Here is a 20,378-nt window from a genome sequence, read left to right as displayed (position 1 = left end):
ATATTATTAAGGCTTAGCAAGAGGTACAATTTCCAGAGAAATAGGCCAGCATTCCTATAAATTTATATTAGCTAGATTGATAACCTATTTACTTACACGTCCGAGAAACAAAAAACAGCACAAATAGCTAACTTAGTTGTTACCTGTGTATGACAAAGGATTTTGTTATACTAACTTGATCTCTATCACAAAATGAACAGTGCAAATGTAATGATGACCAAAGCACTCTTACTACATTGATGCTTTAAGTCATGAAATTTTCATAACGTAAAGCAATTAATCAATTACTTTCAATTAGATAGAACATAACACTGTTTTTTGTGTGCCTTTTACATAAAAGCATGTATTAACTAACCACCGTCGATACAATTTTGTATAATACAGAGCATAACTATCCACAACAGATTAATATACGAAGGCGAATTTAATGAACATTAGTAAGGCTGAATTAAATGACTTTAATGTTTATTTCAAGAAAGAAAAAATTAATTTCCCTTTGTTGATGGAAAAAGTATCAAATAATGAAATAAAAGGGAAACAACTGAATGCTGAAAATGGCTTTCGCAGCGTCCATCTTGTCGAATATGAAAATAAAAAGTTTATTGTCAAGAACGACCGTGAAATAGACAATCGCTTTGAAAAAAAAGCGCTAAACTTTATTTCCGGGCCCTTTTATTCACATATGATTAAACGACTGGCACGCTTAACTCCAGAGCAACGCGCCTGTACTGCAGACCTGTACTACGTTGCCGAAAAATGTCACTTTCGTCAATGTGTTGAAGTGTCAACCGTGCATGAATACATTGATGGTAAACCCCTTGCCGATATCAATGAAAGTAATGCCGAAGAGGTGAAAGACTGTATTATTAAGCTTCACAATGCAGGTCTTGCATCGAATGATATTCACCCTGGGAATTTTATTAGAACGTCATCAGGTGAACTTAAAATTATCGATCTTTCATGCAAAGGCATTATGAAAATATGCCAGGCGAACGATATCCTCACGCTCCGGAATAAATACAATATCGATATTCAGGGTCATGGCTTCGTTTATAACCTGATTTTATTGAAAGAAAAGCTTCGCCGACTTTCACGAAAAATTCGCGGCAAGTAAAAAATAGCCAGATATTAATCATATCTGGCTATTCATTCTTACCGGCTTAATACTAACCCCAGCTCAGGATCACTTTCCCTGACTGGCCTGAACGCATCGCGTCAAAGCCCTGCTGGAATTCATCGATGGAGAATCGATGGGTGATGATCGGCGACAAATCCAGACCAGACTGGATCAGTGCAGCCATTTTGTACCAGGTTTCAAACATCTCACGACCGTAGATACCTTTAATAAACAGCCCCTTAAAGATAACTTTGGTCCAATCGATTGACATATCAGATGGCGGAATACCCAGCATAGCAATACGGCCACCGTGGTTCATGGTGTCCAGCATGGCGCGAAACGCTGGCGGCGCCCCGGACATCTCCAGGCCCACATCAAACCCTTCGGTCATACCCAGTTCAGCCATCACGTCGGTCAGATTCTCTTTCGACACGTTGACCGCGCGGGTGATACCCATTTTGCGCGCCAGCTCAAGGCGATACTCATTAACGTCGGTGATCACCACGTGGCGTGCGCCAACGTGCTTCGCGACCGCCGCCGCCATAATACCGATTGGACCCGCACCGGAAACCAGCACATCTTCCCCAACCAGATCGAACGACAGCGCCGTGTGCACTGCATTACCAAACGGATCGAAGATAGACGCCAGGTCGTCGGAGATATTGTCCGGGATTTTAAATGCGTTAAATGCCGGGATCACCAGGTACTCCGCAAAGCAGCCAGGGCGGTTTACACCGACACCGGTCGTATTGCGGCACAGGTGAGTACGTCCACCGCGGCAGTTACGGCAATGCCCGCAGGTGATATGACCTTCGCCTGAAACGCGATCGCCGATTTTAAAGCCTTTAACTTCCTGACCGATGCCAACAACTTCGCCGACATATTCATGCCCAACGACCATCGGTACCGGGATGGTTTTTTGCGACCATTCATCCCAGTTATAAATGTGAACGTCAGTCCCGCAGATGGCTGTTTTACGGATTTTAATCAGCAAATCGTTATGACCGACTTCCGGTTCAGGAACGTCGGTCATCCAAATGCCCTCTTCCGCTTTCAGTTTGGATAACGCTTTCATTTCACATCCTCAGGCAATAACGCCCAGTTGTTTACCAATGCGTGTGAACGCCTCAACAGCACGCGTAATCTGCTCAGGGGTATGCGCCGCAGACATCTGGGTACGGATACGCGCCTGGCCTTTTGGAACCACCGGATAAAAGAATCCGGTAACGTAAATCCCCTCTTTTTGCAGTTCGCGGGCGAATGCCTGCGCCACTACTGCATCACCCAGCATAACCGGGATGATCGCGTGATCCGCACCGGCTAACGTAAAGCCTGCGGCAGACATTTGCTCGCGGAACTGACGTGCATTCGCCCACAGGCGATCGCGCAGATCGCTGCCAGCTTCAACCATTTCCAGCACTTTAATGGAAGCCGCAACAATCGCCGGTGCCAGTGAGTTGGAGAACAAATAAGGGCGGGAACGCTGACGCAGCCACTCAACAACTTCTTTGCGCGCTGCGGTGTAACCACCGGATGCGCCGCCGAGTGCTTTACCCAGCGTACCGGTGATGATGTCCACGCGACCCATCACGTCACAGTATTCATGGGAGCCACGACCATTTTCGCCGACAAAACCGACGGCATGGGAATCATCAACCATGACCAGCGCGTCGTATTTATCCGCTAGATCGCAAACGCCTTTCAGGTTAGCGATTACCCCATCCATAGAGAACACGCCATCAGTGGCGATCAGGATATGACGAGCGCCCGCTTCACGCGCTTCTTTCAGGCGAGCTTCCAGTTCCACCATATCGTTGTTGGCGTAACGGAAACGTTTTGCTTTACACAGACGCACACCATCAATGATAGAAGCGTGGTTCAGGGCATCGGAAATAATTGCGTCTTCTGCGCCCAACAGCGTTTCAAACAGGCCACCGTTGGCGTCGAAGCAAGAAGAGTAAAGGATGGCATCTTCCATACCGAGGAATGCCGCCAGTTTTTGCTCCAGTTGTTTATGGCTGTCCTGGGTACCGCAAATAAAGCGAACCGAAGCCATACCAAATCCGTGAGAATCCATACCCGCTTTTGCCGCTGCAATCAGTTCCGGATGGTTAGCCAGTCCCAGATAGTTGTTCGCACAAAAGTTAATAACGTGGCTTCCATCCGCCACGGTGATATCCGCCTGCTGGGCAGATGTAATAATGCGTTCTTCTTTAAACAATCCTTCCGCACGTGCGGTTTCGAGATCGTTCGTTAACTGTTTGTAAAAATCCCCACGCATTTCAATTCTCCAGACTGGGCAAATTTCAGCACATATTACCCAAAGCTATACGTTGATACGAGATGACGCATCATCACTTCTTCAAAATGAAGCATAAATCACGTGTACCCGCACGGCTTATCGGTGAATGGCTGAAGCCTAAGCCATGTAGTGATATGATAGAAGTATTCGTGTCTGAGATTGTCTCTGACTCCATAATTCAAAGGTTACATTTATGATCATCGTTACCGGCGGCGCGGGCTTTATCGGCAGCAACATCGTTAAAGCCCTGAATGATAAAGGTATCACCGACATCCTGGTGGTGGACAACCTGAAAGACGGCACCAAGTTTGTTAACCTGGTGGATCTGAATATTGCTGACTACATGGACAAGGAAGACTTCCTGATCCAGATTATGGCCGGGGAAGATTTCGGTGATATCGAAGCGATTTTCCACGAAGGCGCATGCTCTTCCACCACCGAGTGGGACGGCAAGTATATGATGGACAACAACTATCAATACTCCAAAGAGCTACTGCACTACTGCCTGGAGCGTGAAATCCCGTTCCTGTACGCGTCCTCTGCCGCCACCTACGGCGGTCGCACTTCTGATTTCATCGAATCCCGTGAATATGAGAAACCGCTGAACGTCTACGGCTACTCAAAATTCCTGTTCGACGAGTACGTGCGTCAGATCCTGCCAGAAGCCAATTCTCAGATTGTTGGCTTCCGCTATTTCAACGTTTACGGACCGCGTGAAGGCCACAAAGGCAGCATGGCAAGCGTTGCTTTCCACCTCAACACCCAGCTTAACAATGGCGAAACGCCAAAACTGTTTGAAGGCAGTGAAAACTTCAAACGTGATTTCGTTTATGTAGGCGACGTGGCTGCGGTAAACCTGTGGTTCCTGGAAAATGGGGTTTCCGGCATCTTTAACCTCGGTACAGGTCGTGCGGAATCTTTCCAGGCCGTTGCCGATGCTACGCTGGCGTACCACAAAAAAGGCAGCATTGAGTACATTCCATTCCCGGAAAAACTGAAAGGCCGCTACCAGGCATTTACCCAGGCAGATCTGACGAACCTGCGCGCAGCGGGCTATGACAAGCCGTTTAAAACCGTCGCCGAAGGCGTCACGGAATATATGGCCTGGCTGAACCGCGACGCGTAAGTATGAAAATTTTGGTGGTTGGCCCGTCTTGGGTGGGCGACATGATGATGTCGCAAAGTCTCTATCGCACGCTCAAGGCGCGCTATCCCCAGGCGATAATCGACGTGATGGCACCTGCCTGGTGCCGTCCGTTATTGTCGCGCATGCCAGAAGTCAACGAAGCTATCGCCATGCCGTTGGGGCACGGCGCGCTGGAGATCGGCGAGCGCCGTAAACTCGGCCACAGTCTGCGTGAGAAGCGCTATGACCGCGCTTATGTGCTGCCTAACTCGTTTAAATCCGCTCTGGTGCCGTTCTTTGCGGGTATTCCCCATCGTACCGGTTGGCGTGGCGAGATGCGCTACGGTCTGCTGAACGATGCGCGCGTACTGGATAAAGACGCATGGCCACTGATGGTCGAGCGCTATGTGGCTCTGGCTTATGATAAAGGCGTGATGCTGACGGCCAAAGATTTGCCGCAGCCTCTGCTATGGCCACAGTTGCAGGTCAGTGAGGGTGAAAAATCGCTAACCTGTAGCCAGTTCTCCCTTTCAGCCGAACGCCCCATCATCGGTTTTTGCCCAGGTGCGGAATTTGGTCCAGCAAAACGCTGGCCACATTACCACTACGCAGAGTTGGCGAAGCAGTTGATCGATGAAGGCCATCAGATTGTGCTGTTTGGCTCAGCAAAAGACCATGAAGCTGGCAATGAGATCCTGGCAACGCTGAGCACTGAACAGCAAGCCTGGTGCCGTAATCTGGCGGGCGAAACACAGCTGGAACAGGCCGTCATTCTGCTCGCCGCCTGCAAAGCGGTCGTCACCAACGATTCTGGATTAATGCACGTGGCCGCAGCACTGAACCGTCCACTGGTCGCATTGTATGGTCCAAGCAGCCCGGATTTTACGCCCCCGCTTTCCCACAAGGCACGTGTCATTCGCCTGATTACGGGGTATCACAAAGTGCGTAAGGGCGATGCGGCAGAAGGCTATCACCAGAGTCTGATGGACATCACACCCCAGCGCGTACTGGAAGAACTCAACGACCTGTTGTTACAAGAGGAAGCCTGACGGATGCGGGTTCTGATCGTTAAAACGTCGTCTATGGGCGATGTACTGCATACGTTGCCCGCATTAACCGATGCGCAGCAGGCTATTCCGGGTATTCAATTTGATTGGGTGGTGGAAGAAGGGTTCGCTCAAATCCCCTCCTGGCATTCAGCTGTTGACCGGGTTATTCCAGTAGCGATCCGTCGCTGGCGTAAAGCCTGGTTTTCAGCGCCGATTAAAGCCGAGCGTAAAGCGTTTCACGATGCGGTGCGTTTACAGCATTATGACGCAATAATCGATGCTCAGGGTTTAGTTAAAAGCGCCGCGTTGGTGACACGTCTGGCACGTGGCATCAAGCATGGTATGGACTGGAGCACAGCCCGCGAACCGCTGGCAAGTCTGTTTTATAATCGCAAACATCACATAGCCAAACAGCAGCACGCGGTGGAACGTACCCGTGAATTGTTCGCCAAAAGCCTGGGGTATGCTAAACCGCAGTTGCAGGGTGATTACGCGATTGCGCAGCATTTTGTAAAACAGCAAACGTCTAATTCGCAGCCCTACGCTGTATTTTTACATGCGACCACGCGAGATGATAAGCATTGGACAGAAGCGCACTGGCGGGACCTTATTACGCTGATACCGAAGACAGGGATTCGCATTAAACTTCCCTGGGGAGCAGCGCATGAAGAGGAAAGAGCAAGAAGAATTGCGGAAGGATTTGATAATGTCGATGTATTGCCAAGGATGAGTCTTGAGGAAATTGCGCGTATCCTCGCCGGTGCTAAATTTGTAGTTTCGGTTGATACAGGCCTTAGTCATCTGACCGCCGCGCTCAATCGCCCAAACGTTACGCTGTATGGTCCCACCGACCCAGGGCTCATTGGTGGCTACGGTAAGAATCAGTTAACGTGCATTGCTCCGGAAGGAAAACTGTCGTTACTCACCGCTCAGCAAGTACTAACACACCTACCGTCCGACGTATAATCCCCCGACTCGGGACGGGTGCTCTGCACGCTTATCAGAACATGCAGAGCATCGGTAAGCTTACTGCAGGAATGGTTTTACATGCGCCATGATCTCTTCGCAACTCACCTTCTCTAGCGCTGAACGATACTTAATTTCATCCAGCGTCGTATAGGCTTTGTAAACCACCTTGTGCAATTGAGGGTCCTGATAGGGGCCATAAAGATAGGGTGAGGTGATCACATACATACTCACCGTCGGTACCCGCATTGCCACGGCAAGGTGCATAGGTCCTGTATCAGATGTTACCAGCAGGTCCATATTCTTCACTTCCTGAATCAACCCTTTAAGCGTCGTTTTACCGATAAGTGGCTTTACGCGGTCATGAAAGCGGCTATCCAGCTTTTGCAAAAATTCGTCCTGCAGAGGCACTTCATTCGGCGCGCCAATCAGGACGACACGCACATCATCATGGGCAAAAAGTTGGTTTGCGAAAGTGACAAATCGCTCAACAGGCCAGCATTTCTTAAAGGATGATGCTCCCATTTGAAAACCAATCCAGCGCAGCTTTGAATCTTCCTCGCTCACCGTACGTTCGACAGGAAACGGCAGGTGCATACTGTTGTCTGGCTTTTCATTCAGCAACGGCATGATAAGCTCCAGCTTTCGCTGAATAGTATGCCCAACGAATTTACTGATTCTGTTGGTTGCCCATTTACTTACGAGTGGGATGTCCTGCTTATCGTTATCCACAAAGACATACTTTGTGCCAGCAATAATGGCGCTAAGGAAATCGTAAGGTGTATGTGAGTGAAGAATTACCGTCAGGTCTGGCGTTCCACGTTTCTTGATCTCTTTAACCAATGCCGGGAGGGTGGTGAGTTTATTATCCCATGAGATAAGATCGTCCCAGTCACTCCCCCCTTTGAGGAAGTCATACATCTTTTTGTGGCAAATCAGGGTGATTGTCGCAGAAGGATATGTCTGGCGGAGCGCATGAATTGCTGGAGAGTTCATCATGAAATCACCCAGCGCCGTTGAAGAATAAATCAGGATATTCTTCAGCTGATTTTTATCCTGATTTTCAAATTCTTGCTGACTAAAAGAAAAATCTTTCTTACGGGTGTATATCATTAAAAAAAGATTAACCAGTAATAGCTGAATTTTTTTTCTCAATGCTCTAATCATTAAATAAAACCCATTTAATCTATCGCCAGACAGGCATCAATATATCAACTTATCTATAGCAATAAGTAAACTTATGCTTCATCCATTGCGGTATTTTTACGCACTTGCTCCTGCAGACTTACAAACCGCGTAAATACATCATCGACGCTAATATTGCGAGCATCATAATCTTTTCCTTGCAGCATTTCGTACGGCACACCCCATGGCGTCCATAGCCATGCAGCCTTGTTGCCGAACAACGCCACCACTGGTTTGCGCACCCCAGCAGCAATATGCAAGGCACCGCCGTCACTGGTCACAATCTGATCGCATAGTGACATACCGGCCATCAGCTCACGAACGCTATTCGTTCTTACTGGAATAATCGGCAGATCGGCACATTGCGCGCTGATAAAATCAGCCTTATCATCATCACCGGGATGTAATTTATTATCTGATTTTCCTGGAGACCAGAATAACATAATATGGCACGCCTGTATGGCTGCAAGTTTATGCGCAAGCTCAACAAACTTTTCTTTTTGCCATTGTTGTTCTTCTCTTCGGGAACTTATCTGCAACCCATAAACAGGTAAATTATCCTGTGGAAATTCTATCTTTGCTTTTATATCAGCCAGTTCTTGGGGTGTGACATACAGCTCCAGCGGACCTGGTTTAGAAGTACAGCCTAGCGGTCCTGTTAATCTATTCAATAAATTGACCAGATGAAGCTGCTCCTGAGTTTCAGGAATGGCATCGGTGACAATGTCCGGGCAGTCATTACCAATAGCGATAATTCTTTTAGCACCCGCTAATTTTGCCCACTGTAAAGGTCGTTTATCCCAATGCTCTTTGGCAATAATCGCGACATCATATTTAGCACGACGCAGATCGATAATCGTCTTCAGGCGCTGAAACAATACCTTAAGGCTAGATGTACCTTTAGAACGGTGGTGCAGCTTGCTGTATAAGAAAACTTTACCTACATGAGGATTATTTTCGATAATCGATTGATTGTAGGTGTTAACCAACAAATCAACTTTACAATTCATGTCTTTTGCAATAGTCGAGATCAGCGGCGTTGTCAGTATCAAGTCACCAATATTATCTCTACGAATAATTAAAACTTTCATTTTTTAGCCCGTGATATTTTATTACTCGTAAAGATCAGTCCCAGCATTAAACCTGATAACGCAAGGTTTTGCTCAAGATAGTGATCGCGCATCATGTTATCTACACCACTACGGAACAAGAAGCTCACCGTGAAAAGAGACAAGTACAGACCCGGAATTATTAAATCACGAGAGAATGCGCGCCAGCCAATAAGGATCATCAACATGACGAATGCCACCCAGTTGATAAGCCCAAGGATACCGTTCTGAAGCGCGACATCAATCAACCCGTAATGGCTGTTAGATTGCTGAATAATAGGGTCGTGATATTTTTCCTGCAGAAGCACTAAGAATGCATCTTTTCGCGGACCCGCACCAAACGGATATTCAGCGATCAGTTCGCTCCCCTGACGGAAGAACGATGCCCGGCAACTATTCGAGTCATCCATTATGCGGCCAGTGCTGTCCTGCATCAACGGGCCATCAAAACCGTTATAACAACGACTGTGCATACCCAGATCCCAGCCAGCAACCATATCCATGCTTAGGCTTTTCCAACGGGAGTCCTGATGCCAGGAAGTGTAGCCTATAATGCCTACTACCATCGCAACGACCAGTGCAGCCAGACAGAGCTTCGGCAAGTTCTTTCGGCTAATCGCTTTTAAGGCAATAAATACGCAGATAGAAATCGTACTACCAATCAGACCAATAGTTCCCCAGCGGGTCTTCGCTAATGCTGAACAGATGAAGCACAGCAAAATAAAGGCAGCCATCAATTTGTTGCTGAAAATTAGATACTTACGGCCCAGGAACAGTCGACAGGCAAGTTCTGCCAGTAAAATTCCCGAAACCATGTTTATCTGAAAGCTCATCTCGGTGCGAGTTGGTACAATCCACGTCTCACCCCAGAGTATCGTTCCCGTCTTGATATAAAAATAGATATTCTGCAGCAGGTGAATAAATATCACCCCTAGCGAACACAGAACAACTAAAGACAATACCTTATTGGCTGTTATATATTTAAAATGATACTTACAGATTGGATACAAAAAGAGTCCAACAAAGAATAATAGCCCCGCACGCAGGTACTGTCCCTGCCAGCTGCGCAGCATTTTCCCCACATCAACTGCAACAAATAATCCATTGATCAGTGTAAACACGAGAAAAATAAGAATTAAAGCGACAGCATATTTCGCCAGTTGACTAAGCTCAATAGATACATATTTTCTACAAACGCAAAAGTATAAAGTTAGAGCTGCACTTAAATATATGAAGAAATTCCTATTGGCTGGTAAGATAGAATTCTGTATAGGCCAAACAAAACATAGAACACAAAATGAAATTAACAACAAATAAACTGCAATACCTTTACATGAGGCTTGCGTTTGTGTATTTGAATTCATATAAACCCTATTGAAACAAAACCTGACACATATTTATAAATAAAAAATGCAAGAAGAGACATAGTATGAGTTCATTCCATGAAATACAAATTCCATTTACAACATATTTTTTCAGTTAATATTACAATGATTTGCGAATTGTTCTTTCGCGAATAGATCTGGCTTTTCCTTCAACCTGTTCAATGAACACACCCTCATTCTTAATAATATCTTTCAGGCTACGATTGAAGTATATTTTTAAAAATCTATAATAATCTCGGGCCGTCAATCCAATATTGTCGGACGAAAAATAAAGCCCGATAAGATCCTTATTACGCCAACGTAAAGGCACTTTATTTCTAATTTGTGCCCGATGCAGATCGATCACCGAAATTTTTAGACTATCTTCATTTTTATCATCAAATGGAAGATGAAGTAAGAAATGGCAAATATAACAATCACGATGGTTAACACCGCCAAGATGCATCGCGCGAACCATATCGGCTACACGTTGAATCAGCATTCTTTTTACGTGCGGATGCGGGGGTTCAACACACCAATTCGCACAATAATCTTCCAGGCTAATAGTTGGCGTTAAATCTTCGGTAATGATAAAAGAGGTTTTCTTTACCGGATTCCAACCCGTTTCGCCAAATGCAACGCCATGCATCGTATCAACGCCTAAGGAGGCTAAACGGTGTATGGCATTCCACTCACGGTCGGCACCCAGTACCGGCATACGAAGTGACAGTAGATTTTTAATGACTTCTTTATAAGTGGTACCTCGGTGCCACTTCAAAAAATAGCTCTTATTAGCAACGCTAAAACGAAGTGTGCGACGGGTTTCTAGTTCCCGAAAGACCTCACCCTGAAGCTTTCTAACCTCGATGAATGGGTCTTTTCCCTTCCACAATGTGGCAAAGGGTTCATTTAACTCAACCATGCAATTCACCTGTAATAATATCCGCTACATGTTCTGGCAAACTATAAAGATCCTGCGTATCCGCATAATGCCGCGCATTTTTCGCCCACTTTTCACGAAGAGAACTATCCGCCAGGACCTTATGCAAATCGTCATCAAGCGCATGTTGCTCAAAAGGTTCACTCAATACAACACCGCATCCTGCCGCCGCTACGTGAGGTGCGTACCCGCAGACCTCCGTCACGAGCACAGGCAAACCCGCCGCGATAGCTTCAACCAGTACAATTCCCGCAGCTTCCTGCTTCGCCGGATGTAATAACACGTCCGCAGCCGCCATCAGATGTGCAACATCATCACGCCCAGCAAAGAAATGGACGTTCTCTTTCACACCCATTCTTTCTGCCTGCGCAGCGAATGCGCGAGGTTTATCCTGACCAACAACAAAGAGCTGGGTTTGACGACGGAGAGCCTCAGGCAGTGCGGCGACAGCGGCAATTGAGCGGCCGACTCCTTTTCGTGAAAAATCAGAACCAACCTGCAACAATAAGAAGTGATCCGGAGTGATGCCGTTGGCTTCACGGTAGCGTTCACGGCTACCGGGGGCCTGGCTACTGTATTTTCTATCGGGATAGATGCCGGGCGGAAGAAGCTGAAAGCGCTCGTCTTCCGTATGGTAATACATTTTAAAATCAAGGATTTGTTTTGTAGTCAGCATCAGCAACTTTGTCTTCATCCCTGGTTTAAACACAGCTTGCTCAAAGGCTGAGTAGTGACGGTATCGCGCCGTTAAGCGATACAAGACCCCCTTTTCTTTCGCTACCTTCGCCGCATAACACACATCCGCTGCGTAGTAATAATCCAGCCCCGGCATTTTATTAAAACCCAGGACACGGTCTGCCGGGTACTGAGATAAATGCTGCTGAACCCACGTCTGATACTGTTTATCTCGTCCATGGTTGGAATGTGCGGTAACCGGGACATCAACGCACTCAAATTCCGCCGGGCGCTCCCCTTGCCAGGATCGTGTATAGACTCGGACATGATGCCCGCGCGCCGCGATCGTTTTAGCGATACGCATAAAGTCACGCTGTAGCCCACCATAGGGAAAATATTTGTACAGACAGAGGGCAACAATCATTGTGCATTCACCTCAATTTCTGGCGCGTCGCCATTGAGCACTTGCCAGGCGGCGTTAATAACATCTTCCGCAGGGATCACTGACGGATATTTATAACTGCGGTCCAGCTGCTCTCTTGGCGGTACTGGCTGATAGTTTCCAGCCCATAGCAGCGTGACATTTTCCGCCCATGGCCGCCACGCAATATGATCCGTCGCGCCAAACAAACAAATGATAGGGGTCTTCACCGCTGCGGAAATATGCATAGGCGCGGAGTCAACACCGATAAACAACGCAGCATGATCAATGAGAGCAGCCAATTCAGGAAACGTCGTTTTACCCGCAAGCGCGGTGACGGGAGATAATTTGCATCCCTCAGCAATATCATGGATACATTCCTGGTCTTCCTTCCCTGGTCCAGAAGTCAGCACAACCGGATAACCTTGTTCCTGTAAGGCATCAATAACCTCGCAAAATTTCTCGTTATCCCAACATTTAAAGATCTGACGTGCGGTTGGCTGAATAACCACATAGCGCTCACCCACGTTGAGCTGTTTTAGCTGTTCATGGATATTTTTCCAATGGGAAGGAGCGTAGTGCATGGACAGTTCGTGATTGAGTGTTTTAAGCCCAAGTGGATTCAGAATCGACAGGTTACGCTCGACGATATGGTCGCCAGTAATCGGCACAAGATGCGTAAAGCTCTTCTGCCAGAAAGGCTTCTGACGGTGCGGGAAATCAGGGGAAAGTTTTGTATCCGCGGACAAAAAGCGGACCAATAGTGCAACCAGCCACTGATCGGTCAAGTTGATTACTAAATCATATTGGTTTTGGCGTAACTTTTTTATTAATGAAATGAAATTAGCGATTTTCTTTTTTGTCGTGGCGTTTTTCTTACTGATTCCATATAGCGCATTAATTTCCGGATTTTCAGATAAAATCGGCTTTGTGTCTTCGTAAAGGAGCACATCGATTTTGGCATCAGGATAGTTACGTTTTAATGTACTTATGACGGGGGTTGTCAGCAGCATATCGCCATGAAAACGCATTTTAATGACTAGGATATTTCTGAATAACTTTTCCACAAGCGGCTCTTTTGTTGAGAGTGTCCGATACCGTTAAGCAAAAAAAAGCACGCTACCGCCCCAAGCTCAACAGTTGCCTGATTACTGATATCGCACTAAAATTTTGCGCGCTAGTGTACCACTTCTTTAGTGGCAATCCGATACGAATAAAAGTTAAGCACATTTTTCTTTTCGTCTTTCCAATCAATTCATTAGCGCAGATTGATGCCAACTTTAAAACCAATTTTGTTACCTTCTCTAGCCCCTGACTTTAATTTCAAAGAGTTACACCAGAATGTAACTTAATGGTCTATCACACGTCAGATTGACCACTTTAGCGTCTAATTGGTCCCTGAATGGCAAAAGTAATAGCAAAGCACCGGGTAAATACATAGAATCCACAGCACATCCATTAGCCAGCTAACGCCCATGCTTGAGTTGCTTTACACCACATTGCTCTATCTTATTCAGCCTTTGATCTGGATACGGCTTTGGGTGCGCGGACGTAAGGCTCCGGCCTACCGTAAACGCTGGGGCGAACGCTACGGCTTTTATCGCCGCCCGCTAAAACCTGGCGGCATCATGCTTCATTCGGTTTCTGTGGGCGAAACGCTGGCTGCAATCCCATTAGTTCGCGCTCTGCGACATCGTTATCCCGACTTGCCGATCACGGTAACCACCATGACGCCAACCGGTTCCGAGCGCGTACAATCTGCTTTTGGTACTGACGTTCAGCACATTTATTTGCCATACGATTTACCGGATGCCCTGAACCGTTTTCTGAATAAAGTTGACCCCAAACTGGTGTTAATTATGGAAACCGAGCTGTGGCCAAATCTGATCGCGGCACTCCATAAGCGCCACATTCCTCTGGTCATTGCCAACGCACGTCTTTCTGCTCGTTCAGCCGCTGGTTATGCGAAATTAGGTAAATTTGTTGGCAGACTACTGCGTCGAATTACGTTGATTGCCGCACAAAACGAAGAAGATGGCGCACGTTTTATTACGCTTGGCGCCAGAAGCAATCAAGTCACCGTTACTGGCAGCCTGAAGTTTGATATATCCGTCACACCGCAACTGGCCGCAAAAGCGGTGACATTACGTCGTCAATGGGCGCCTCACCGCCCGGTATGGATTGCAACCAGCACCCACGACGGCGAAGAAAGCATCATCATTGCCGCCCATCAGGCGTTATTAAATCAGTTCCCGAATCTTTTACTGATTCTGGTTCCCAGACATCCAGAACGGTTCCCGGATGCCATTAACCTCGTACGCCAGGCTGGACTAAGCTATACCACTCGTTCTTCGGGTGAAGTTCCGTCATCAGGTACTCAGGTTGTGATCGGCGATACCATGGGTGAGCTGATGTTGCTGTATGGCATTGCCGACCTTGCTTTTGTCGGCGGTTCACTGGTTGAACGTGGTGGACACAACCCGCTGGAAGCGGCAGCGCATGCTATTCCGGTGTTGATGGGACCACATACGTTTAATTTTAAAGATATTTGCGCCCGTCTCGAACAGGCAAGCGGATTGATCACCGTCACCGACGCAACTACGCTGGTGAAAGAGGTCTCTTCTTTACTGACCGATGCAGATTATCGTAATTTTTATGGCCGTCACGCAGTTGAAGTTCTGTATCAAAATCAGGGCGCGCTACAGCGTCTTCTGCAACTGCTGGAACCTTACCTGCCACCCAAAACGCATTGAGGCAAGTCATGCAAAAACGGGCGATTTATCCAGGAACCTTTGATCCTATTACTAACGGCCACCTCGATATCGTGACGCGTGCGACAAGCATGTTTGATCACGTGATTCTGGCAATAGCCGCAAGTCCCAGTAAAAAGCCGATGTTTACTCTGGAAGAGCGCGTTGAGCTGGCACAACAGGCAACGGCGCATCTTGGCAATGTGGAAGTGCTGGGATTCAGCGATCTGATGGCAAACTTTGCCCGTGATAATCAGGCGAACATTCTGATCCGTGGCCTGCGCGCGGTAGCCGATTTTGAGTATGAAATGCAGCTGGCCCATATGAACCGCCACCTCATGCCACAGCTGGAAAGCGTTTTTCTGATGCCATCTAAAGAGTGGTCATTTATCTCATCGTCACTGGTGAAAGAAGTTGCCCGCCACCAGGGTGACGTGACGCACTTTTTGCCGGAAAACGTCCATCAGGCGTTAATGAGTAAACTGAAGTAATGCACCTGGCCGGATGCAGCATCCGGCCAGCAATGAAACTATTTCTGACAGCGACGACAATAGAACGTTGTACGCTGGGCGTGTTTTGTCGCAACAATCGGTGCGCCACATGCGCGGCAAGGTTCACCTTCTCTCCCATAGACCTGCAGCTCCTGGGCAAAATAGCCAGGCTTACCGTCACTTTGCAGAAAGTCCTTCAGCGTCGTCCCGCCCTGCTCGATAGAGCGCAGCAACACCGCCTTGATTACGCGTACCAGCAATTCACACTCATCTTTCGACAATGATGACGCAAGACGGTCAGGATGAATCCCAGCCGCAAATAGCGACTCGCTGGCGTAGATATTACCCACACCCACCACCAGCTTGTTATCCATCAGCCAGGGTTTAAGCGCCGTTTTCTTCTTCGCACATTTCTGCTGTAGATAATTGGCGTTGAAATCGTCGCTCAGCGGCTCAGGGCCAAGATGAGCGAGTACATTATGTCCATCCAGTTCTTTAGCCCACAGCCAGGCGCCAAAGCGACGGGGATCGGTATAACGCAGAACTTTGCCGTTGCTCATCACTAAGTCAACGTGGTCGTGCTTGTCTGCCGGAAGCTCTTCAGGAAGGATACGCAAGCTACCCGACATCCCCAGATGAATGATTATCCAGCCATCCGCCAGTTCTAGCAGCAGGTATTTCGCGCGCCGCTGTACGCTGAGGACAGGTTGATCACTCAGACGATAGATTTCCTCAGATACTGGCCAACGCAAACGACCGTTACGCACCGTCGCGTGCATAATCGTTGCCCCCACCAGATGCGGCTCAATACCACGGCGGCTGGTTTCGACTTCAGGTAATTCAGGCATAGTATCTCCGGCGGTATGTCAGGTCTCATTAATATGGGGACGGCCAGAAAACAAAAAACCCCGCCGAGGCAGGGTTTTTCTTTACATCAAAACGAAAATTATTTGATTTTCGCTTCTTTGTATAAAACGTGCTGACGAACAACTGGATCGAACTTTTTCAGTTCCAGTTTTTCCGGCTTAGTACGTTTGTTCTTCGTAGTGGTATAGAAGTGACCAGTACCAGCAGAAGAAACCAGCTTGATTTTCTCACGAATACCTTTAGCCATGATTTATTTCCTCTTAGTACTTAGTACTTTTCGCCACGGGCACGCAGTTCAGACAGAACTGTTTCGATGCCTTTCTTATCAATAACACGCATACCTTTAGCAGATACACGCAGGGTGACAAAACGCTTCTCGCTCTCAACCCAAAAACGGTGAGAGTGCAGGTTAGGCAGGAAACGGCGTTTAGTCGCGTTCAGTGCGTGGGAACGGTTGTTACCGGTCACCGGACGCTTGCCAGTAACTTGGCAGACTCGGGACATGTCTATTCTCCAAAAATCAAATTAGCTCGAGCTTCGTATGGGGTATTGGCGCCTCGTCAGGCTTCTCAGCCCGGTTATCGCAGTTCAATACACTTAATCTTTCAATGTTGCCTCGTCATTGGACGCAACAAGAATGATTTTGCGTATTTGCGAACTCTCGATTGCCAGGCCCAAATGCCAAACCCGAGATTCTCAAAGGTGGCGTAGTATACGCTGAGTCAGCGATGTGCTCAAGTCCCGAACAGACAAAGATCCCGATGGATCGCGTAAAGTGCGTTAAATCCAACCGCGTTCCGCAAAAGAAACGTACTCTCCGCGCCCAATGACCAGATGATCAAGCACCCGGATATCCATGAACTGACAGCATTTCACAACACGCTCGGTGATGAGTTTATCTGCTTTACTCGGCTCTGCACACCCCGAAGGGTGATTATGCGCAAGGATCACCGCAGAAGCATTCATTTTTATCGCTTCACGGACAATTTCTCTCGGATGCACCTCGACATGGCTAAGCGTACCGGAAAAAAGTTTGCTGTGTTTAATCACGCGATGTTGAGAATCCATAAAGATCACCAGAAAGATCTCGCGTTCCTCTTGCGAAAGCTGGCTTTGCAGAAATTCACGCGCCATTTCCGGACTAAGTAGAGCCCGCTCCTCTATCACTCGCACGTTGTAGTAGCGTCTTGCCAGCTCCGCAATCCCCTTCAACTGTGCGTACTTCGCGATACCGATTCCCTGAACATAGCTAAAATCCATGTAATCAGCAGACAACAGGCCATACAGCGACTCAAAATGCTGAAGCATCTCTTTCGCCAGAGTAAGCACATCTTTACCCTGCATGCCGGTACGTAAAAAAAGAGCCAAAAGCTCAACATCGGTCAGAGAACTGGCCCCCTGCGCCAATAGCTTTTCCCGGGGCATCATACTTCCTGTATTTTCCATGCTTCTCCCTCCTCTCGCGTCCGCATAGTGGCATAACACCGACGGTGAATCGACGTACTGTTTTCACTTCTTCGTAGCGCCTCGCAAAGTGGAGCACGGTCAAAAGCACGACAAATTGCGGATTGTGATAAAATATCCGCCTTCTGGTGAAATCCAACAGGAAAGATCATGATGAGCCTGGCCGGTAAAAAAATCGTACTTGGCGTCAGTGGCGGTATTGCTGCGTACAAGACCCCTGAGCTGGTGCGTCGTTTACGGGAACGCGGCGCTGACGTCCGCGTGGCGATGACCGAAGCGGCAAAAGCATTTATTACTCCCCTGAGTTTACAGGCGGTTTCAGGTTATCCCGTTTCCGACAGCCTGCTTGACCCCGCAGCCGAAGCCGCGATGGGCCACATTGAGCTGGGGAAATGGGCCGATTTGGTCATCCTGGCGCCCGCTACAGCAGACCTGATTGCTCGTGTCGCCGCAGGTATGGCCAACGACCTGGTGTCAACGATTTGTCTGGCAACGCCTGCTCCTGTTGCTGTACTGCCAGCCATGAACCAGCAGATGTACCGCGCTGCCGCGACCCAGCACAATCTGGGTATTCTTGCCTCACGCGGTTTGCTCATTTGGGGTCCTGACAGCGGTAGTCAGGCATGTGGTGATATCGGCCCTGGACGCATGCTGGATCCGTTAACGATTGTGGATATGGCGGCAGAACATTTTTCACCTGTCAACGATCTGCAACATCTCAACATCATGATTACGGCGGGTCCGACGCGTGAACCGCTTGATCCCGTGCGTTATATTTCCAACCACAGTTCCGGGAAGATGGGGTTTGCGATCGCGGCCGCTGCCGCAAAGCGCGGGGCAAACGTCACACTGGTATCGGGTCCCGTTTCGTTATCCACACCACCATTTGTTCAACGGGTTGATGTGATGACCGCGCTGGAAATGGAAGCCGCTGTGCAGTCTACGGTGCAACAACAGCATATTTTTATCGGCTGCGCTGCAGTCGCTGATTATCGCGCTGAAACTGTCGCCCACGAAAAAATAAAAAAACAAGCGACGCAGGGCGATGAATTAACAGTAAAAATGGTCAAAAATCCGGACATTATCGCCGGTGTTGCCGCACTGGATGTTAACCGTCCTTTTGTCGTTGGGTTTGCCGCCGAAACAAATAATGTGGAAGAATATGCCCGGCAAAAACGCATCCGCAAAAACCTTGATGTGATCTGTGCGAACGACGTTTCGCTGTCAACTCAAGGGTTTAACAGCGATAGCAACGCATTACACCTTTTTTGGCAGGATGGAGACAAAGTCTTACCGCTTGAGCGTAAAGAACTCCTGGGCCAATTATTACTCGACGAGATCGTGACCCGTTATGATGAAAAAAATCGACGTTAAGATTCTGGACCCGCGCGTAGGGCAACAATTTCCGCTCCCGACGTACGCCACTTCTGGTTCTGCCGGACTTGACCTGCGTGCTTGTCTTGATGACGCCGTAGAGCTGGCGCCGGGCGCAACAACGCTGGTGCCAACCGGGTTAGCTATCCACATTGCCGATCCTTCTCTGGCAGCGGTAATGCTCCCGCGCTCCGGGCTGGGCCATAAGCACGGTATCGTGCTGGGCAATCTGGTTGGTTTGATTGATTCCGACTACCAGGGCCAACTGATGGTGTCCGTCTGGAACCGTGGTCAGGACAGCTTCACTATTGAGCCGGGCGAACGTATCGCGCAGATGGTATTTGTACCGGTCGTGCAGGCTGAATTTAATCTGGTGGAAGAGTTTGAAGCCACCGATCGTGGCGAAGGTGGCTTCGGCCATTCCGGGCGCAAGTAACCCGCAGAAAAGTATCCCATAGCGTAATAACGCAATAACACACCGCAAACAACAGTTTGCGGTCGCTGTGTGGATGCCTGCCTGGCAAGAGCTTATTTTCAGGGGTATTTTGTAACATGGTAGAAAAGCAAACTGCGAAAAGGAATCGTCGCGAAGAAATACTTCAGTCTCTGGCACTGATGCTTGAGTCCAGCGATGGTAGCCAACGCATCACCACAGCAAAGCTGGCAGCCTCAGTTGGCGTATCCGAAGCGGCATTGTATCGCCATTTCCCCAGCAAGACCCGTATGTTCGATAGCCTGATTGAGTTTATCGAAGATAGTCTGATTACGCGTATCAATCTGATTTTGAAAGATGAAAAGGACACCAACGCGCGTCTGCGTCTGATCGTTCTGCTGATTTTAGGGTTTGGTGAGCGTAATCCAGGCCTGACACGAATTCTGACCGGACACGCGTTGATGTTCGAGCAAGACCGTCTGCAAGGTCGCATTAACCAACTTTTTGAGCGCATTGAAGCGCAGTTGCGCCAGGTTCTGCGAGAAAAAAGAATGCGTGAAGGTGAAGGCTACACCGTGGATGAAACGCTGCTGGCCAGCCAGTTACTGGCTTTCTGCGAAGGTATGCTGTCCCGGTTTGTACGTAGCGAATTTAAATACCGCCCAACGGATGATTTTGACACCCGCTGGCCATTGGTTGCTGCTCAATTGCAGTAGCGATTTCGTCTTATCCGGCCTACGGGGTT

At 48.2% G+C, this 20,378-nt stretch carries 21 protein-coding genes; 9 read left to right on the top strand and 12 right to left on the bottom strand.

Features of this window, described 5'->3' with window-relative positions:
• Positions 1-427: 427 nt before the first annotated feature.
• Entirely contained in the window at positions 428-1,114 is a 687-nt protein-coding gene (locus OGY08_RS10460) for a lipopolysaccharide core heptose(II) kinase RfaY (RefSeq protein WP_008786466.1), read from the top strand.
• Positions 1,115-1,166: 52 nt separating this feature from the next.
• Here the strand turns inward: OGY08_RS10460 and tdh are convergent, their stop codons facing one another.
• A complete protein-coding gene (tdh, locus tag OGY08_RS10455; RefSeq protein ID WP_032945365.1) occupies positions 1,167-2,192 on the bottom strand; it encodes an L-threonine 3-dehydrogenase in 1,026 nt (341 codons plus the stop codon).
• 9 nt (positions 2,193-2,201) lie between these two features.
• On the bottom strand, positions 2,202-3,398 hold the full coding sequence (kbl, locus tag OGY08_RS10450; RefSeq protein WP_003827313.1) for a glycine C-acetyltransferase: 1,197 nt from the start codon (positions 3,396-3,398) through the stop codon (positions 2,202-2,204).
• Positions 3,399-3,612: 214 nt separating this feature from the next.
• On the opposite strand from kbl, the gene rfaD reads away from it, so the two are divergent.
• Genes rfaD through rfaC form a run of 3 tightly spaced genes read left to right on the top strand, consistent with a single transcriptional unit; the run spans position 3,613 to position 6,560 of the window.
• A complete protein-coding gene (rfaD, locus tag OGY08_RS10445; protein WP_032945367.1) occupies positions 3,613-4,545 on the top strand; it encodes an ADP-glyceromanno-heptose 6-epimerase in 933 nt (310 codons plus the stop codon).
• 2 nt (positions 4,546-4,547) lie between these two features.
• Positions 4,548-5,594, top strand: coding sequence for an ADP-heptose--LPS heptosyltransferase RfaF (rfaF, locus tag OGY08_RS10440; RefSeq protein WP_032945368.1), 1,047 nt, complete (start codon positions 4,548-4,550; stop codon positions 5,592-5,594).
• Between the two features lie 3 nt (positions 5,595-5,597).
• A complete protein-coding gene (gene rfaC, locus OGY08_RS10435) occupies positions 5,598-6,560 on the top strand; it encodes a lipopolysaccharide heptosyltransferase RfaC (protein ID WP_008786470.1) in 963 nt (320 codons plus the stop codon).
• Between the two features lie 60 nt (positions 6,561-6,620).
• Here rfaC and OGY08_RS10430 read toward each other — a convergent pair whose 3' ends face one another.
• The 6 genes from OGY08_RS10430 to rfaQ all read right to left on the bottom strand — a co-directional run bounded on the left by OGY08_RS10430 (position 6,621) and on the right by rfaQ (position 13,321).
• Positions 6,621-7,727, bottom strand: coding sequence for a glycosyltransferase family 9 protein (locus tag OGY08_RS10430; protein ID WP_057066870.1), 1,107 nt, complete (start codon positions 7,725-7,727; stop codon positions 6,621-6,623).
• 71 nt (positions 7,728-7,798) lie between these two features.
• A complete protein-coding gene (locus OGY08_RS10425; RefSeq protein WP_003827303.1) occupies positions 7,799-8,836 on the bottom strand; it encodes a glycosyltransferase family 9 protein in 1,038 nt (345 codons plus the stop codon).
• Positions 8,833-10,218: an O-antigen ligase family protein gene (locus OGY08_RS10420; RefSeq protein WP_125363607.1), complete on the bottom strand. Its 1,386-nt coding sequence runs from the start codon at positions 10,216-10,218 to the stop codon at positions 8,833-8,835. The genes OGY08_RS10425 and OGY08_RS10420 overlap by 4 nt, the downstream gene beginning before the upstream one ends.
• Positions 10,219-10,339: 121 nt before the next feature.
• Positions 10,340-11,140: a lipopolysaccharide core heptose(I) kinase RfaP gene (gene rfaP, locus OGY08_RS10415; RefSeq protein WP_008786473.1), complete on the bottom strand. Its 801-nt coding sequence runs from the start codon at positions 11,138-11,140 to the stop codon at positions 10,340-10,342.
• Positions 11,133-12,257, bottom strand: a complete 1,125-nt coding sequence (locus tag OGY08_RS10410) for a glycosyltransferase family 4 protein (RefSeq protein ID WP_057066874.1) — start codon at positions 12,255-12,257, stop codon at positions 11,133-11,135. Before OGY08_RS10410 ends, rfaP begins: the two co-directional genes overlap by 8 nt.
• On the bottom strand, positions 12,254-13,321 hold the full coding sequence (gene rfaQ / locus OGY08_RS10405; protein WP_020996054.1) for a lipopolysaccharide core heptosyltransferase RfaQ: 1,068 nt from the start codon (positions 13,319-13,321) through the stop codon (positions 12,254-12,256). The genes OGY08_RS10410 and rfaQ overlap by 4 nt, the downstream gene beginning before the upstream one ends.
• Positions 13,322-13,729: 408 nt before the next feature.
• Between rfaQ and waaA the strand changes: the two genes are divergently transcribed.
• Positions 13,730-15,007 carry a lipid IV(A) 3-deoxy-D-manno-octulosonic acid transferase gene (gene waaA / locus OGY08_RS10400; RefSeq protein WP_003827291.1) on the top strand — a complete coding sequence of 426 codons (1,278 nt, stop codon included), beginning with the start codon at positions 13,730-13,732 and terminating at the stop codon, positions 15,005-15,007.
• An 8-nt stretch (positions 15,008-15,015) separates the two neighbouring features.
• Entirely contained in the window at positions 15,016-15,495 is a 480-nt protein-coding gene (gene coaD, locus OGY08_RS10395; RefSeq protein ID WP_003024099.1) for a pantetheine-phosphate adenylyltransferase, read from the top strand.
• A 38-nt stretch (positions 15,496-15,533) separates the two neighbouring features.
• Here coaD and mutM read toward each other — a convergent pair whose 3' ends face one another.
• The 4 genes from mutM to radC form a co-directional block, all read right to left on the bottom strand.
• A complete protein-coding gene (gene mutM, locus OGY08_RS10390; RefSeq protein WP_125363608.1) occupies positions 15,534-16,343 on the bottom strand; it encodes a bifunctional DNA-formamidopyrimidine glycosylase/DNA-(apurinic or apyrimidinic site) lyase in 810 nt (269 codons plus the stop codon).
• Between the two features lie 98 nt (positions 16,344-16,441).
• Entirely contained in the window at positions 16,442-16,609 is a 168-nt protein-coding gene (gene rpmG / locus OGY08_RS10385; RefSeq protein ID WP_003024094.1) for a 50S ribosomal protein L33, read from the bottom strand.
• A 20-nt stretch (positions 16,610-16,629) separates the two neighbouring features.
• Positions 16,630-16,866, bottom strand: coding sequence for a 50S ribosomal protein L28 (gene rpmB, locus OGY08_RS10380; RefSeq protein ID WP_003024071.1), 237 nt, complete (start codon positions 16,864-16,866; stop codon positions 16,630-16,632).
• A 276-nt stretch (positions 16,867-17,142) separates the two neighbouring features.
• Positions 17,143-17,808: a RadC family protein gene (gene radC, locus OGY08_RS10375; protein ID WP_032945377.1), complete on the bottom strand. Its 666-nt coding sequence runs from the start codon at positions 17,806-17,808 to the stop codon at positions 17,143-17,145.
• A 171-nt stretch (positions 17,809-17,979) separates the two neighbouring features.
• Here radC and coaBC point away from each other — a divergent pair, with 171 nt between their 5' ends.
• The 3 genes from coaBC to slmA all read left to right on the top strand — a co-directional run bounded on the left by coaBC (position 17,980) and on the right by slmA (position 20,349).
• Positions 17,980-19,200, top strand: a complete 1,221-nt coding sequence (coaBC, locus tag OGY08_RS10370) for a bifunctional phosphopantothenoylcysteine decarboxylase/phosphopantothenate--cysteine ligase CoaBC (RefSeq protein WP_108912454.1) — start codon at positions 17,980-17,982, stop codon at positions 19,198-19,200.
• Positions 19,178-19,636 carry a dUTP diphosphatase gene (gene dut, locus OGY08_RS10365; RefSeq protein ID WP_003827259.1) on the top strand — a complete coding sequence of 153 codons (459 nt, stop codon included), beginning with the start codon at positions 19,178-19,180 and terminating at the stop codon, positions 19,634-19,636. The genes coaBC and dut overlap by 23 nt, the downstream gene beginning before the upstream one ends.
• 116 nt (positions 19,637-19,752) lie before the next feature.
• The gene (gene slmA / locus OGY08_RS10360; protein ID WP_003827257.1) at positions 19,753-20,349 is read left to right on the top strand and encodes a nucleoid occlusion factor SlmA; all 597 of its coding nucleotides are present in this window, start codon (positions 19,753-19,755) and stop codon (positions 20,347-20,349) included.
• Positions 20,350-20,378: the final 29 nt, after the last annotated feature.

Origin of the sequence: Citrobacter sp. Cpo069 (assembly GCF_030332785.1) — a bacterium.
GTDB classification, from domain to species: Bacteria; Pseudomonadota; Gammaproteobacteria; order Enterobacterales; family Enterobacteriaceae; genus Citrobacter; species Citrobacter portucalensis.
The sequence above is the reverse complement of the archived record's forward strand: the minus strand, read 5'-3'. Positions and strand labels throughout refer to the sequence as shown.

Coding starts and splice junctions, on each gene's coding strand:
- OGY08_RS10460 (WP_008786466.1), top strand. CDS start 428: ATGAACATTAGTAAGGCTGAATTAAATGACTTTAATGTTTATTTCAAG.
- tdh (WP_032945365.1), bottom strand. CDS start 2,192: ATGAAAGCGTTATCCAAACTGAAAGCGGAAGAGGGCATTTGGATGACC.
- kbl (WP_003827313.1), bottom strand. CDS start 3,398: ATGCGTGGGGATTTTTACAAACAGTTAACGAACGATCTCGAAACCGCA.
- rfaD (WP_032945367.1), top strand. CDS start 3,613: ATGATCATCGTTACCGGCGGCGCGGGCTTTATCGGCAGCAACATCGTT.
- rfaF (WP_032945368.1), top strand. CDS start 4,548: ATGAAAATTTTGGTGGTTGGCCCGTCTTGGGTGGGCGACATGATGATG.
- rfaC (WP_008786470.1), top strand. CDS start 5,598: ATGCGGGTTCTGATCGTTAAAACGTCGTCTATGGGCGATGTACTGCAT.
- OGY08_RS10430 (WP_057066870.1), bottom strand. CDS start 7,727: ATGATTAGAGCATTGAGAAAAAAAATTCAGCTATTACTGGTTAATCTT.
- OGY08_RS10425 (WP_003827303.1), bottom strand. CDS start 8,836: ATGAAAGTTTTAATTATTCGTAGAGATAATATTGGTGACTTGATACTG.
- OGY08_RS10420 (WP_125363607.1), bottom strand. CDS start 10,218: ATGAATTCAAATACACAAACGCAAGCCTCATGTAAAGGTATTGCAGTT.
- rfaP (WP_008786473.1), bottom strand. CDS start 11,140: ATGGTTGAGTTAAATGAACCCTTTGCCACATTGTGGAAGGGAAAAGAC.
- OGY08_RS10410 (WP_057066874.1), bottom strand. CDS start 12,257: ATGATTGTTGCCCTCTGTCTGTACAAATATTTTCCCTATGGTGGGCTA.
- waaA (WP_003827291.1), top strand. CDS start 13,730: ATGCTTGAGTTGCTTTACACCACATTGCTCTATCTTATTCAGCCTTTG.
- coaD (WP_003024099.1), top strand. CDS start 15,016: ATGCAAAAACGGGCGATTTATCCAGGAACCTTTGATCCTATTACTAAC.
- mutM (WP_125363608.1), bottom strand. CDS start 16,343: ATGCCTGAATTACCTGAAGTCGAAACCAGCCGCCGTGGTATTGAGCCG.
- rpmG (WP_003024094.1), bottom strand. CDS start 16,609: ATGGCTAAAGGTATTCGTGAGAAAATCAAGCTGGTTTCTTCTGCTGGT.
- rpmB (WP_003024071.1), bottom strand. CDS start 16,866: ATGTCCCGAGTCTGCCAAGTTACTGGCAAGCGTCCGGTGACCGGTAAC.
- radC (WP_032945377.1), bottom strand. CDS start 17,808: ATGGAAAATACAGGAAGTATGATGCCCCGGGAAAAGCTATTGGCGCAG.
- coaBC (WP_108912454.1), top strand. CDS start 17,980: ATGAGCCTGGCCGGTAAAAAAATCGTACTTGGCGTCAGTGGCGGTATT.
- dut (WP_003827259.1), top strand. CDS start 19,178: ATGATGAAAAAAATCGACGTTAAGATTCTGGACCCGCGCGTAGGGCAA.
- slmA (WP_003827257.1), top strand. CDS start 19,753: ATGGTAGAAAAGCAAACTGCGAAAAGGAATCGTCGCGAAGAAATACTT.